This window comes from Streptomyces sp. NPDC048696, assembly GCF_043198895.1.
Classification (GTDB): domain Bacteria; phylum Actinomycetota; class Actinomycetes; order Streptomycetales; family Streptomycetaceae; genus Streptomyces.
The window spans coordinates 1-13,232 of sequence record NZ_JBICVJ010000026.1; the positions used below are offsets into that span (position 1 = coordinate 1).

A 13,232-nucleotide genomic window follows, 5' to 3' on the forward strand; every position below is an offset into this window, starting at 1 on the left:
CCCACGCGGCGGAGCCGCAAATCGACACAGCCCCGCGCCCCTACAGGAGGGCCCGAAGGGCCCATCAAGGGGCGCGGGGCTGTGACATTTGCGGCTCCGCCGCGTGGGCGCGACCAGCCCCCACCGGGCCGCAGACGAAACGACATCCGCCGGAGGCTTTAGGGAAGGGGCGGGGTGGGGAAACGTCACCCCACCCACGTCACCAGCACCCCCACCCCACCCCCCACCACCCCCCGAACCGCCCGCGCCACATCCAGCGCCCGATGACCCGCCGCCGTCGTCAGCTCCAGGACGTCGGGGCGATCGGGGCGAGGCGACAGGGGATGGCCGAGTTCCGCCGTCAGGGACGCCACGCCCGGGACCGACAGGGCCGCCCGCGCCAGCGGGGTGTCCGGGGGGCGCCCGGCCGGGGGAGTCCGCGGCGGCAGCTGCGCCGGGGCGGACAGGAGCGCGGTCACGTGCACGTCCACGCCCGTCAGCGCCAAGCCGACCCGCGCGTCCGCCGCCTCCCACAGCACCTCCCGCAGCCGCTCCAGCCGCCCCGGCAGCGGCTCGGCGCCCCACACCGCCACCTCCGCCGAGACCCGCACCGGCCCCGCCCCCGGCGCGCTCGGCGGAGCCCACGCGGCGGGCGGGCCGGAAGCGTCCGGGGCCGCGAGCGACAGGCGCACGGCCGTCAGCGCAAGCCCCGGCACCGCACCCGCGGCCGCGCACAGCACCGCCCCCGCCGCCCGCTCGGTCACCCACACCCCGTCCGCCGCCTCCCCGAGCGGCAGCAGCCTGCCGAGGCCCAGTCGGCGCCGTACTTCCGCGCCCCACGCGTCCGCCGTCATTGCTCCAGCCTGCCGCATCCCTGGCGCGGGAGTGGGGAACCGCACTTAGTGTGGGCAATCGGGGGGAAGCCGAAAGGGATGAACCGCCATGAGCGAGACCGCACAGCGCAACCGCCCCGAGCACTCCGGTCCGGACCGGGACTCGCCGGACAGCGGGACCAGTGGGACCAAGAAGGCTTCCTCCGCCAAGCGTGGCGGGGGTGATCCCGGGACCCGTGGGCGTACCACCATCGCCGACGGCGTGGTGGAGAAGATCGCCGGGCTCGCGGCCCGCGAGGTCGGCGGGGTGCACGCGATGGGCAGCGGCCTGTCGCGTACCTTCGGAGCCGTCCGGGACCGGGTGCCCGGCGGCAGCAAGGCCGCGGTGTCGCGCGGCGTCAAGGCCGAGGTCGGCGAGGTCCAGACGGCCCTCGACCTGGAGATCGTCGTCGACTACGGCGTGTCGATCTCCGAGGTGGCCCGGGCCGTGCGCGAGAACGTGATCGATGCCGTCGAACGGATGACGGGACTTGAGGTCGTCGAGGTCAATATCGCGGTGAGCGATGTGAAACTTCCCGATGAGGAAGAGGACGAGCCGGAGCCACGTCTCCACTGAGGCCCCGGCCCCCGACTGAGGAGCTCAACATGAGCATGGCGGTGATCGGCATGGTGGCCGGCATGGCCCTCGGCTTCGCCGGATACTTCGGCGGCTTCGGGGCGTTTTTGCTGGTCGCGGCGCTCGGCGCGATCGGCTTCGTGGCGGGCAGGTTCCTGGACGGCGATATCGAACCAGGCGACTTCTTCCGTCCGCGTGACCGCGGCGACCGGCGGCGGTGACACGGCCCCATGACGGTGTCGTCGACGGCGTCGCCCCGGCGGATCGAGCCCGCGGAGCGCGGTGCGACCCGGATCGCCGACCGGGTGGTGGCCAAGATCGCCGCACAGGCGGCGCGCGAGGCGCTGGACGCGCCCCCCGAAGGTGGCGCCGCGCCCCACGCGACGGTGACGGTCCACCAGGACGCGGCCCGGGTCCGGGTCAGCGTGGAGCTCGGCTACCCCTCCGACATCGGCGCGCAGTGCGGCGCCGTGCGTCGGCAAGTCGCCGAGCGGGTAAGGGCGTTGGCGGGCATGGAGGTGCCCGAGGTGGCGGTGCAGATCGAACGGCTGCACTCCGCGCACACCGGAACGGCGGCGGATCGGGGGAGGATTCGATGAACGAGCCCACACCGCGGGAGTCGACACCGCACGAGCCCGAGGGCGACGACGCCACGCGCCGGATGCCCGTCGTTCTGGAGAAGAACCCCGAGGGCGGGCTCGACCAGTCGCAGTCGTCCGCCGCGTACGACCCCGTCCTGGCGGAAGGGGCGGGCGGCGGGGGCGGCCGGTTCTGGTCGACCCGGCGCGTGCCCGCCACCGTCGTGGCGCTCCTCGTGCTCGCCGCGGCCGGGCCGCTGCTGTACGACATCGCGGCCGTCCGGGCCGACCGCCCGGCGATGCGCTGGCGCCGCCGCGGCGCCGACTGGCTGGCCGAGCACGCCGTGGACGACGTGGTGGTGCTCGCCGGAGCGGGTGTCGTGGTGGCGCTCGGCCTCTGGCTGATCGTGCTCGCGCTGACGCCCGGGCTGCGGGACGTGCTGGTGATGCGGCGCCCGTCCGCCGACGTGCGGGCCGGGCTGGACCGGGCCGCCGCCGCGCTGGTGCTGCGGGACCGGGCGATGGAGGTCCCGGGCGTGCAGTCGGCGCGGGTCCGGGTGGGCCGCGCCAAGGTCGCGGTGCGCGCGGTCTCGCACTTCCGCGAACTCGACGACGTACGGGCCGATTTGGACGCCGCGCTCGGGACGGGCATCAAGGAGCTCGGGCTCGCCGCGCAGCCGGGCATGTCCGTGCACGTGGGCCGCGCCGCCAGGAAGAGGTGAAGCGGTGCTGAGTACGGTGAACCGGGTGCTGCTGGGTCTGGTGGGGCTGGTGCTGGTCGCGGCGGGCGGCGCGGTGCTGGCCGCCGGGTCCGGACTCTCGGTCCCCTCGTGGTGGCCCTGGCACGGCACCGACGACGTGGTGCTCAGCCGGGCCCGGCGGGGGCGCTGGCACGACTACGGCTGGTGGTGGCCGGTGGTCATCGCGGCGCTCGCCGTGCTGATCCTGCTCGCCCTGTGGTGGCTGCTCGCCCAGCTGCGCCGGGCCCGCCTGGCCGAGGTCCTGGTGGACTCCGGCGACGGCGAGGGCGCGCTGCTGCGCGGCCGGGCCCTGGAGACGGTCCTGGCGGGCGAGGCGGAGGCGCTGCACGGGGTGGCGCGCGCCCAGGTGACCCTGCACGGCCGCCGCACCACCCCGGCGGCCCGTGCCGCCCTGCTGCTCGAACCCCACGCCGCCCCCGCCGAGGCCCTGGCGCTGCTCACCTCGCAGGCCCTCGCCCACGCCCGTGACTCGGCGGGCCTGGCCGCGCTCCCGGCCGAGGTACGGATGCGCGCGGTCAAGCACCGGCCGCAGCGGGTCAGTTGACCGAAACGGGTCGGGTCCCACCCCGGTCCCCGCACCCCGGGCCGCCCGGCCGCGCGCCTCAGAACCCGTGCCGCGCGCCCCCGTCCACCGGCAGCATCACGCCCGTCAGATACGACGCGGCGGGCGAGAGCAGGAACGCGGCCGTGCGGCCGAACTCCTCCGGCGTGCCGTAGCGGCGCAGCGGGATCCGGGACTCGCTCGCGGCGCGCGCCGCCTCCGCGTCGCCGGACAGCGCGTCCAGCTCCCGTACGCGGTCGGTGTCGATCCGGGACGGCAGCAGGCCGACCACGCGGATACCGCGCGGGCCCAGCTCGTCCGCCAGGGACTTGGCGAAGCCCGCGAGCCCCGGGCGCAGCCCGTTGGAGATGGTCAGGCCCGGGATGGGCTCATGGACCGACGCGGACAGGACGAAGCCGATCACCCCGCCCTCGTCGAGCTCGGCGGCCGCCGTGCGAGCCGTCCGTACCGCCCCCAGGAACACCGAGTCGAAGGCCGACCACCACTGCTCGTCCGTGTTGTCGGCGACGAAGCCGGGGGCCGGGCCGCCGACGCTGATCAGCACGCCGTCGAAGCGGCCGAACCGCTCGCGGGCGGTGGCGATCAGCCGGGCGGGCGTCGCCGGGTCGGCGTTGTCGGCTGCCACGCCCACCGCGTTCGGGCCGAGCCCGGCGGCGGCCTCGGCCACCGACTTCTCGTCGCGGCCGCTGAGCACCACCTTCGCGCCATCGGCCGCGAGCGCCGTCGCGGAGGCGAGGCCGAGGCCCCGGGAGGCGCCGGTGACGACGTAGACGCGGTCCTTCAGTCCAAGATCCATGCGCCTATCCTGCCTCCAGCCCCAGCGCGGTCGCCACCAGGCCGATGTGGCTGAACGCCTGCGGGAAGTTCCCCAACTGGCGCTTGGCCACCGGGTCGTACTCCTCGGCGAGCAGCCCCACGTCGTTGCGCAGCGCGAGCAGCCGCTCGAACAGGTCCCGCGCCTCCTTCTCGCGGCCGGTCAGCCGCAGCGCGTCGGCCAGCCAGAACGAGCAGACCAGGAACGTGCCCTCGCTGCCGGGCAGCCCGTCGACCGTACGGCGGCCCTCGGTGCTGTAGCGGCGCAGGAAGCCGTCCCGGCCGAGTTCGGCCCGCACCGCGTCCACCGTCCCGATCACGCGCGGGTCGTCGCCCGGCAGGAACCCGACGCGCGGGATGAGCAGCGTCGCCGCGTCCAGCTCGGCGGACCCGTACGACTGCGTGAAGGTGTTCCGCTCCGGGTCGAAGCCCTTCTCGCAGACCTCCCGGTGCACCTCGTCGCGCATGCGCCGCCAGCGCTCCGCGTCGCCGCGCCGCGCCGGGTCGCTCTCCAGGGCCCGGACCGCGCGGTCGGCGGCGACCCACGCCATCACCTTGGAGTGCACGAAGTGGCGGCGCGTGCCGCGTACCTCCCACAGCCCCTCGTCCGGCTCGCGCCAGCGGGACTCCAGGAAGCCGAGCAGGCTGAGTTCGACGTTCCAGGTGTGCGGCTTGGCGGCCATGCCCGCGGTACGGGCCAGATGCAGCGAGTCGATGACCTCCCCGTACACATCGAGCTGGAGCTGGTCGACGGCGGCGTTGCCGATGCGGACCGGGGTGGAGTCGAAGTGGCCGCTCAGCCAGGGCAGTTCGACCTCCGGCAGCCGTCGCTCGCCGCCGAGCCCGTACATGATCTGGAGGTCCGCCGGGTCGCCCGCGACCGCGCGCAGCAGCCAGTCGCGCCAGGCCGCCGCCTCCTCCAGATAGCCGGCGGTGACCAGCGCCTCCAGGGTCAGCGTGGAGTCGCGCAGCCAGCAGAAACGGTAGTCCCAGTTGCGCACGCCCCCGATCTCCTCGGGGAGCGAGGTCGTGGGGGCCGCCACGATGCCGCCGGTCGGCGCGTAGGTGAGCGCCTTGAGCGTGATGAGGGAGCGGACCACCGCGTCCCGGTAGGGGCCTTCGGTGCGGCACTTGTCGGCCCATTCGCGCCAGTCCGCCAGGCTCTGCTCCAGCGCCTCGTACGGATCGATTATCGACGGCCGCGGCTCGTGCGAGGGATGCCAGGTGAGGACGAACGCGACCTTCTCGCCCGGCCCGACCGTGAACGACGAGCGGGTGCTCATCTGCTGGCCCCACGTCTTGACCGCCGGATCGGTGCGCAGCCAGACCGAGTCGGGGCCCGCGATGGCGACCCGGTGGCCGTCGGCCCGGCGCACCCAGGGCACCACCCGGCCGTAGTCGAAGCGCAGCCGCAGGACCGAGCTCATCTCCACGCTGCCGCTGACGCCCTCGATGATCCGTACGACGTCCGGCATGACATCGCGCTGCGGCATGAAGTCGATGACCTTGACCGTGCCGGTGCGGGTCTCCCACACGGACTCCAGGACGAGCGAGTCGTCGAGGTAGGCGCGGCGGGTGCAGTCCCCGGCGCCCGCCGGGGCGATCCGCCAGTGGCCGTTGTCGTCCTCGCCGAGCAGCGCCGCGAAGCAGGCCGCCGAGTCGAAGCGGGGCAGGCACAGCCAGTCGATGGAGCCGTCCCGGCCCACCAGGGCGGCGGTCTGCAGATCGCCGATGAGGGCGTAGTCCTCGATGCGCTGGATACGTCGCGTCACGCAGTGGCGTGTTCCCGCCCGGCGGAATTGTCAATCAGGCCAATACGTCAATACGACCGGACGGTAGGCGAACAGAACGCGCCGGTACGCCTCGGACGGGGGCGCGGCGGTGGTACGAGGGTGGCTCAGGCGGCCGCGGGCGCGGGCAGCTCGCCCTCGGCGTTCGCCGCAGCCTCGGCCCGGTCGCGCTTCTCGCGGCGGACCAGGATCACCCAGCCGACCGGGACCCCGGCGGTGAACAGCCACCACTGGACGGCGTACGCCATGTGGGGACCGATCGAGGAGTGGTCGGGGGCGGGGATCAGCTCGGGGGAGTCCGACTCGGGCGCGGTCTGCTCGATGTAGCCGCCGAGGACCGGCCGCCCCAGTGCCTTCTGCTGCTGGGCGCTGCTGATGAGCATGACCTGGCGGGGCGGCAGGCCCTTGACGTCCTTGATGCCGCTGGCCGCGGTCGTCTGGTCGGCCATCAGCCGCCCGGTGACGGTGACATCGCCCTTGGGTGGCGCGGGGATCTTCGGGAACTCGGTCTGGCTGCCGTTGTCCGCCACCCAGCCGCGGTTGATCAGCACGGTCGGGCCGCTGTCCAGGATGAACGGGGTGAGCACGTGGTAGCCGACGCGGCCGTCGGCCGCGGTCCGCCGGCGCACGACGACCTCATGGGCGGTGTCGTAGGTACCGGTGGCGGTGACCCGCAGCCAGTACTGGGAGTGCGGGACGACGTGCCCGGGGGAGGTGAGCTGGGTCACCGGGACCGGCTTCGCCTTCAGGTTGTCCGCGATGACGGCGTTCTGCGCGACGCGGTGCTGGTGGCGGTGCAGCTGCCAGAAGCCCAGCTCGATCATCGTGGGGATGAGAACGAGGGCGAGGAGGGTGACGAGCACCCACTGCCGGGACAACAGGAAGCGATACACCCCACGACGGTACAACTCCGCCATGGGGTGTTCTCAGGGGGGTCGGCAGTACGGGAGGCCCCCTTCGGGATACGGGGGGTCAGACCTTGTCGACGATGCCCACCCTGCCCTCCGCTCGGGCGCAGTGCCCGCCGCAGTACCAGTGCCCCTCGACCTCGACGCCCTGGCCGATCACCTGGACCCGGCAGTGTTCGCAGATGGGCGCCATGCGGTGAATGGCGCAGGAGAAGCAGTCGAAGACGTGCACCGCGCCCTGCGCGTGCACCTCGAAGGACATCCCGTAGTCGTTTCCGCAGACCTCACAACGTGCCATGCGCCACAGGGTGCGGCGCGCCGGGCCGCATCGGCGGGCGGCACGCCCTGCACTCACCCGTCTGCCGGAGCCACGTCCCGCAGCAGCTGGGTGAAGGCGGCCTCGTCGACGACCGGGGTGCCGAACGACTTCGCCTTGACGGTCTTCGAGGTCGCCGAGTCCGGGTCGTTGGTCACCAGCAGACTGGTGAGCCGGGACACGCTGGTCGCCACGTGCAGCCCGGCCTCGACGGCCCGGTCCTCCAGGAGCTCCCGGTCGATGGAGGTGTCCCCGGAGAACGCCACCCGCATGCCCTGCTTGAGTGGTTTGTCCGCTTCGTAACGCCCCGGGTTGGGGTACGGGCACGCCGGGCGCTTTCGGGCCGGGCGCCAGCTCGCACCTCGGTAGGACGCCTGGTAGCCGATGCGCGGCGTGGGCGGCGCGTCCGACCACTCGGTCAGCGGGCGGCATTCGAGCAGCGGCAGCCGGGCACCCACCCGCGCCGCCTCGTGCAGGCTCGGGCGGAACGCCTCGGCCAGCACGCGCGCGTCGTCGAGCGCGTGGTGCGCGCGCTGCTGCACCACTCCGTAGTGCGCGGCCAGCGACTCCAGTTTGTGGTTGGGCAGCGGCAGGGCGAGCTCCTTGGAGAGCGCGATGGTGCACAGCCGCTGGCGCACCGGCGCGGTCCGCTTCGCCCGTGCGTACTCCCTGGCGATCATCTGCCAGTCGAAGATCGCGTTGTGCGCGACCAGGACCCGGCCGTCCAGGCGCTCGGCGAACTCCCCGGCGATGTCCGGGAAGAGCGGCGCGTCGGCCAGCACGTCGGTGGTCAGCCCGTGGATCCACACCGGCCCCGGGTCGCGCTCGGGGTTGACCAGCGTGTACCAGTGGTCCTCGACATTGCCCTGGGCGTCCAGGCGGTAGACGGCAGCCGACACTATCCGGTCGTCGCGGGCGAGTCCGGTGGTCTCCACGTCGACGACCGCGTACCCCTGTGGGTAGGCGGTCGGCCACGTCGGCGCTGCTGTCGTACGGTCGTCGAGCATGGTCACAGAGAATACGGGGCCGCACTGACAGTCCGACCGGCGCCCGTCAACGCGGCTGCGCCAGCAGCCCGTCCACCAGGGCCCGCACCGAGGTCGCGAACAGCCGCTCCGGGTCCGCCGGCCGGGCCAGCGCGCGGGCGAGCGCCGGGTCGTGCTCGGCGGACGCGGTGTGCCAGAGCTCGTCCTCGCCGGGGTGCTGGGCCGGGGCGCGTTCGCGGTAGCGCTCGACCAGGACATGGCCGACGACCTGGGTCTGGACGGCCCGCACCACCCGCGCCGCGGCGGCCCCGCGTAGCCCGGCCGTGTGGACCTCGTGGACCAGGGCCTGCTGGGCGGGCAGGAACATCCGCTCGGTGAGGCCGCGTTCATGGACCAGCGCGATCAGATGCGGGCGCTCGCGCAGCTCCCGGCGCAGGGCGGTGGCGACCGAGACGATCCGGGCGGCCGGGGTGCGCCCGCGCGGTCTGATCTCGCCCAGCTCCCGCACGGTCAGCTCGACGAGCGCGTCGAGCAGCGATTCGCGGTTGCCGACGTGCCAGTAGATCGAGGTCACCGCCGTGCCCAGGTCGGCGGCGAGCTTCCGCATGGTGAGGGCCGCCGGGCCGTGCTGCCGGACCAGGGCCCCGGCGGCCGCCAGGATCTCCTCGCGGCTCAAAGACGTACGCGTCATGGCCCGCCGCCTTCCCAACTCCGGTTCCCGCACGGCTCTTTACCCTTCATCGGCGGCGGTGTAACTGTGTTACAGAACCCGGGGGACGGCACGGCGAACACAGGCTGAGGCACGACCGACGAAGGGTGGTACGACATGGCACGCGTACGGTACGGAGCCCGTACCCAGGAGGAGATCCGGGCCGCTCGGGCCGCGAGCGCGAAGCTCCCCGACATCTGGTCCACCGGTGTGACGGCCGTCTGGGAGAGCGATCCGGACGCGGTCGCGGCCGTTCTGCCGCCGCCGCTCAAGCCCGCCGAGAAGTCACTCGTACGGGCGAACATCAGCCGCGTCGACCTGCCCGGCTACCGGCTCGGCGCGGGCTCGGTGGCGGTCTGTGCCGTCCACGACGGGCAGCCCGGGTGGTACCCGCTGGTGATGCCGATGACCCATGAGCGCGCGCTGATCGGCGGGCGCGAGGTGTTCGGCGAGCCGAAGAAGCTCGGCGAGGTCACCGTCGAGCGGGACGGCCTGGTCGTACGGGCCGCGCTCGCCCGGCACGGCATCGCCTTCGTCGAGGTGCGCGGGGCCGTCGACAGCGTGCTGCCGCTGCCCGCGCCCACCGAGAAGGTCGACTTCTACTTCAAGTTCCTGCCCGCCGTGGACGGCGAGGGCTTCGAGATGGACCCGGTCCTGGTCCACTGCGTACGGAACGAGAAGGTCCGCAAGCTGGAGCGGATCACCGGGGACGTGGTGCTGCGCGAGTCGATGTTCGACCCGGTCGCCGATCTGCCGGTGCGCCGCGTCGTGGAGATCACCATCGGCGAGAAGACCACCGACCAGCGCGGCCGGGTGGCCGAACGGGTCAGCGCGCAGGCCCTGTTGCCGTACATCCACCAGCGCTACGACGACCCGCGGCAGATCCTCGACGGGCCGCCGGCGGGGAGCGTCTGATGCGGCTCGCCGAGGGGCAGACCGCGGTGGTCACGGGCGCGGCGAGCGGGATCGGGCTCGCGATGGCCCGCCGGTTCGCGGCCGAGGGCCTGAACGTCGTCCTCGCCGACGTCGAGGAGGCCGCCCTCCACAAGGCGGCCGAGGAGGTGCGCGAGGAGGGCGCGCGGGTGCACGCGCGCGTGACCGACGTCTCCGAGCGCGATTCGGTACGAGCGCTCGCCGACGCCGCCTACGACGCCTTCGGGGGCGTCCATGTGCTCTGCAACAACGCGGGCGTCGGCTCCGGGGCCGAGGGCCGGATGTGGGAGCACGAGGTCAACGACTGGAAGTGGGCCTTCGCCGTCAATGTGTGGGGCGTCTTCCACGGCATCCAGACCTTCGTCCCCCGCATGATCGCCTCGGGCGAGGCGGGCCATGTGGTCAACACCTCCTCCAGCGACGGCGGGATCGCACCGCTGCCCACCGCGTCCGTGTACGCGGTCACCAAGGCGGCCGTCGTCACGATGACCGAGTCGCTGTACGCGCATCTGAAGGCGGAGCACGCGCGCGTGGGCGCGTCCGTGCTCTTCCCCGGCCCGCACATGCTGCGCACGGGCCTGTGGGAGTCGCACCGCAACCGGCCCGAGCGGTACGCCAAGGAGCGGCCCCGCAGAACGCCCTACCGCAGCCTGGACCAGTGGGAGGCGGCGATGCGGGCGGCCGGGCGCGAGATCGAGTTCACCCCGGTCGAGGACGTCGCCGAGACGGTCGTGGCCGGCGTCCGGGCCGACCGCTTCTGGCTGCTCCCGCCGAGCGAGCACAGCGACCGGCAGATCAGGGCCAGGTCGCAGTCGATGCTGGACCGGGCCGAACCGGCGTACCTGGAGAACTTCATTCTCGACTGAGGACTGGCGACGGAGCACCGAGGACCGACGACAGAGGACCGAGGACGGCAGAGATGACCGAGCCGAACGACCCGTATCTGATCATTTCCTCCGACTGCCACGCCGGACTGCCCACCGAGCGGTACCGGCCCTATCTCGACTCCCGCTTCCACCGGGAGTTCGACGACTTCCTCGCCGGGCGTGAGCGGCGCCGCGAGGAGATGACCCGCCTGGGCGTACGCAACGAGGCCTTCGCGTCCAAGTGGTTCGCCGACAACGAGGAAGGCCTCAAAGGCGGTTGGGACGTCGAGCGGCGGCTCAAGGAGCTCGACGGCGACGGCGTCGCGGCCGAGGTGGTCTTCCCCGACGCGGACGCTGTCGACAGCGGCACCGCCGCGCCCTTCGGCGTGGGCCTGGGCCTGTCCGGCGACCAGGACCCGGAGCTCGGCATGGCGGGCGCCCAGGCGCACAACCGCTGGCTGGCCGAGTTCGTCGGGCACTGTCCCGAACGGCACTGCGGGGTGGCCCTGCTGCCGGTGACGGGCGACGTCGCGCGCGTGGTGGCCGAGATCCACCGGGCCAGGGAGTCGGGGCTCGGGGCGCTGATGATCCCCTCGATGTGGGTGGACAAGGCCCCGTACCACGACCGCCGCTACGACCCGGTGTGGGCGGCGGCCGCCGAGACCGGGATGCCGCTGGTCACCCACTCGGGCGCGGCGCCCCGCCACGAGTACGGCGACCACCTCGGCATCTACGTCAGCGAGGTCACCTGGTGGCCCGCGCGGCCGCTGTGGTTCCTGCTCTGGTCCGGTGTCTTCGAACGCCATCCGGGGCTCAGGTTCGGGGTGGCGGAGTCGGGCTGCTGGTGGCTGCCGAATCTGCTGTGGTTCATGGACCGGCTGTATCTGGGCGCCCACGGCGGCAAGAAGCTCTCGCCGTTCGCCGAGCTGAAGCGGCCGCCGAGCGAGTACCTGGACCGGCAGATGTTCGTCTGCGCCACCAACACCAAGCGCCGTGAGCTGGCCCAGCGCTACGAGATAGGTGTCGACAACATCCTGTGGGGTTCCGACTTCCCGCACCCGGAAGGCACCTGGCCGCACACCCGGGAGTGGCTGAGGAAGACCTTCCACGACATCCCCGTGACCGAGACGCGCCGCATGCTGGGCCTGGCGGCGGCCGAGGTCTTCGGCTTCGACGTCGACAAGCTCGCTCCGGTCGCCCGGCGCATCGGCCCGACCCCGGCCGAACTCGGCCAGAGCGACGACCAGTCGGCGGTCGAGGCGTCCTGGGCGCGCTCGCGCGAGGTGGGCCGGCACTGGCTGACCGACCACGACTTCCCGGTCCTGGGGGCGTCATGACGGCCGACCGCTACACCGTGATCTCGGCCGACTGCCACGCGGGCGCCGACCTCCTCGACTACCGGCCCTACCTGGAGAAGCGGTACCACGACGACTTCGACGCCTGGGCCGCCACCTACGTCAACCCGCACGAGGACCTGCTCGCCGACACCGCCGACCGCAACTGGAACTCCGAGCGGCGCGTCGCCGACCTGGCGGCGGACGGGATCGTGGCGGAGGTGATCTTCCCCAACACGATCCCGCCGTTCTTCCCGTCGGCGTCCCTGATGGCCCCCGCGCCGACCCGGGAGGAGCTGGACCTGCGCTGGGCGGGCCTGAGAGCCCACAACCGCTGGCTCGCCGACTTCTGCGCGCTGGTCCCGGGCCGCCGGGCCGGGGTGGCGCAGATCCTCCTGAACGACGTCGACCGGGCGGTGGCGGAGATCCGCCGGACCAAGGAGGCGGGCCTGACCGGCGGCGTCATGCTCCCGGGCGCACCACCGGGCTCGGGACTGCCGGAGCTCTACTCGGCGGCGTACGACCCGCTCTGGACGGTCTGCGCGGACCTGGACGTCCCGGTCAACCACCACGGCGGCTCCGCGTCGCCGCCGCTCGGCGAGGAACCGTCCGCGCGGGCCGTCTTCATGGTGGAGACCACCTGGTTCTCGCACCGGGCGCTGTGGCACCTGATCTTCGGCGGCGCGTTCCGCCGCCACCCCTCGCTCAAACTGGTCCTCACCGAACAGGGCTCGGGCTGGATCCCCGGCGTCATCGAGATGCTGGACTACTACCACGAGCGCCTGGTGTCGGCCGCGACCCGGGCGGCGACGGCGGAGTCCAGGTTCGGCGCGGGGCTCGCCGAGTCGATGGGCGAGGGCCCGAGCCGGGTCTGGCGCGACAACTGCTATGTGGGCGCCAGCTTCATGCGCCCGCACGAGGTGCGGCTGCGCGACCGGATCGGCCTCGACAAGATCATGTGGGGCAGCGACTACCCGCACGACGAGGGCACGACCCCGTACTCCCGCGAGGGCCTGCGGATCGCGTACGCGGGGCTGTCGCAGGAGGAGGTGGCGCGGATGGTGGGCGGCAACGCGGCGCGCGTGTACGGCTTCGATCTGCCGCTCCTGGACGCGCTCGCGGCGACGGTGGGCCCCACCGTCGAGGAGATCGCCGAGCCGCTCAAGGAGATCCCGCCGGACGCGACGAGCCCGGTGTTCGCCCTCGGTGGGTCGGTACGGGTGTGGTGACGGCGGGGGTGAGACCCTT

16 protein-coding genes are annotated in these 13,232 nt (G+C 73.2%); 9 read left to right on the forward strand and 7 right to left on the reverse strand.

Annotated features, from left to right (window positions below; translation table 11 throughout):
- Positions 1-185: 185 nt before the first annotated feature.
- Complete coding sequence (locus ACGFRG_RS34015; protein ID WP_361431701.1) at positions 186-833, reverse strand: nucleopolyhedrovirus P10 family protein; 648 nt, start codon at positions 831-833, stop codon at positions 186-188.
- A gap of 88 nt (positions 834-921) precedes the next feature.
- Here ACGFRG_RS34015 and ACGFRG_RS34020 point away from each other — a divergent pair, with 88 nt between their 5' ends.
- The 5 genes from ACGFRG_RS34020 to amaP are packed head-to-tail and all read left to right on the forward strand — an operon-like array spanning position 922 to position 3,311.
- On the forward strand, positions 922-1,428 hold the full coding sequence (locus tag ACGFRG_RS34020) for an Asp23/Gls24 family envelope stress response protein (protein ID WP_361431698.1): 507 nt from the start codon (positions 922-924) through the stop codon (positions 1,426-1,428).
- Positions 1,429-1,457: 29 nt separating this feature from the next.
- Positions 1,458-1,649, forward strand: coding sequence for a hypothetical protein (locus ACGFRG_RS34025; RefSeq protein WP_361431696.1), 192 nt, complete (start codon positions 1,458-1,460; stop codon positions 1,647-1,649).
- A gap of 9 nt (positions 1,650-1,658) precedes the next feature.
- A complete protein-coding gene (locus ACGFRG_RS34030; RefSeq protein WP_361431694.1) occupies positions 1,659-2,027 on the forward strand; it encodes an iron-sulfur cluster assembly protein in 369 nt (122 codons plus the stop codon).
- Positions 2,024-2,728, forward strand: a complete 705-nt coding sequence (locus ACGFRG_RS34035) for a DUF6286 domain-containing protein (RefSeq protein WP_361431692.1) — start codon at positions 2,024-2,026, stop codon at positions 2,726-2,728. The genes ACGFRG_RS34030 and ACGFRG_RS34035 overlap by 4 nt, the downstream gene beginning before the upstream one ends.
- 4 nt (positions 2,729-2,732) lie before the next feature.
- Positions 2,733-3,311 (forward strand): alkaline shock response membrane anchor protein AmaP, encoded by a 579-nt coding sequence (gene amaP / locus ACGFRG_RS34040; protein ID WP_393270286.1) that lies wholly within the window; start codon positions 2,733-2,735, stop codon positions 3,309-3,311.
- 58 nt (positions 3,312-3,369) lie between these two features.
- On the opposite strand, the gene ACGFRG_RS34045 is transcribed toward amaP, so the two are convergent.
- The 6 genes from ACGFRG_RS34045 to ACGFRG_RS34070 form a co-directional block, all read right to left on the reverse strand.
- Positions 3,370-4,125: an SDR family oxidoreductase gene (locus tag ACGFRG_RS34045; protein WP_393270288.1), complete on the reverse strand. Its 756-nt coding sequence runs from the start codon at positions 4,123-4,125 to the stop codon at positions 3,370-3,372.
- A gap of 4 nt (positions 4,126-4,129) precedes the next feature.
- On the reverse strand, positions 4,130-5,914 hold the full coding sequence (locus ACGFRG_RS34050) for a glycoside hydrolase family 15 protein (protein WP_393270290.1): 1,785 nt from the start codon (positions 5,912-5,914) through the stop codon (positions 4,130-4,132).
- Positions 5,915-6,039: 125 nt separating this feature from the next.
- Positions 6,040-6,825, reverse strand: a complete 786-nt coding sequence (locus tag ACGFRG_RS34055; protein WP_393270292.1) for an SURF1 family protein — start codon at positions 6,823-6,825, stop codon at positions 6,040-6,042.
- Positions 6,826-6,904: 79 nt separating this feature from the next.
- The gene (locus ACGFRG_RS34060) at positions 6,905-7,138 is read right to left on the reverse strand and encodes a hypothetical protein (protein WP_188274533.1); all 234 of its coding nucleotides are present in this window, start codon (positions 7,136-7,138) and stop codon (positions 6,905-6,907) included.
- Between the two features lie 53 nt (positions 7,139-7,191).
- A complete protein-coding gene (locus ACGFRG_RS34065) occupies positions 7,192-8,169 on the reverse strand; it encodes a DEDDh family exonuclease (protein ID WP_361431678.1) in 978 nt (325 codons plus the stop codon).
- 40 nt (positions 8,170-8,209) lie between these two features.
- Positions 8,210-8,833 carry a TetR/AcrR family transcriptional regulator gene (locus tag ACGFRG_RS34070; RefSeq protein WP_393270295.1) on the reverse strand — a complete coding sequence of 208 codons (624 nt, stop codon included), beginning with the start codon at positions 8,831-8,833 and terminating at the stop codon, positions 8,210-8,212.
- Between the two features lie 135 nt (positions 8,834-8,968).
- Between ACGFRG_RS34070 and ACGFRG_RS34075 the strand changes: the two genes are divergently transcribed.
- Genes ACGFRG_RS34075 through ACGFRG_RS34090 form a run of 4 tightly spaced genes read left to right on the forward strand, consistent with a single transcriptional unit; the run spans position 8,969 to position 13,213 of the window.
- A complete protein-coding gene (locus tag ACGFRG_RS34075; RefSeq protein WP_361431673.1) occupies positions 8,969-9,766 on the forward strand; it encodes an acetoacetate decarboxylase family protein in 798 nt (265 codons plus the stop codon).
- The gene (locus ACGFRG_RS34080; protein WP_393270298.1) at positions 9,766-10,650 is read left to right on the forward strand and encodes an SDR family NAD(P)-dependent oxidoreductase; all 885 of its coding nucleotides are present in this window, start codon (positions 9,766-9,768) and stop codon (positions 10,648-10,650) included. The genes ACGFRG_RS34075 and ACGFRG_RS34080 overlap by 1 nt, the downstream gene beginning before the upstream one ends.
- Positions 10,651-10,703: 53 nt before the next feature.
- The gene (locus ACGFRG_RS34085; protein WP_361431668.1) at positions 10,704-11,987 is read left to right on the forward strand and encodes an amidohydrolase family protein; all 1,284 of its coding nucleotides are present in this window, start codon (positions 10,704-10,706) and stop codon (positions 11,985-11,987) included.
- The gene (locus tag ACGFRG_RS34090; RefSeq protein ID WP_393270303.1) at positions 11,984-13,213 is read left to right on the forward strand and encodes an amidohydrolase family protein; all 1,230 of its coding nucleotides are present in this window, start codon (positions 11,984-11,986) and stop codon (positions 13,211-13,213) included. The genes ACGFRG_RS34085 and ACGFRG_RS34090 overlap by 4 nt, the downstream gene beginning before the upstream one ends.
- The last annotated feature ends 19 nt before the right edge of the window (positions 13,214-13,232 follow it).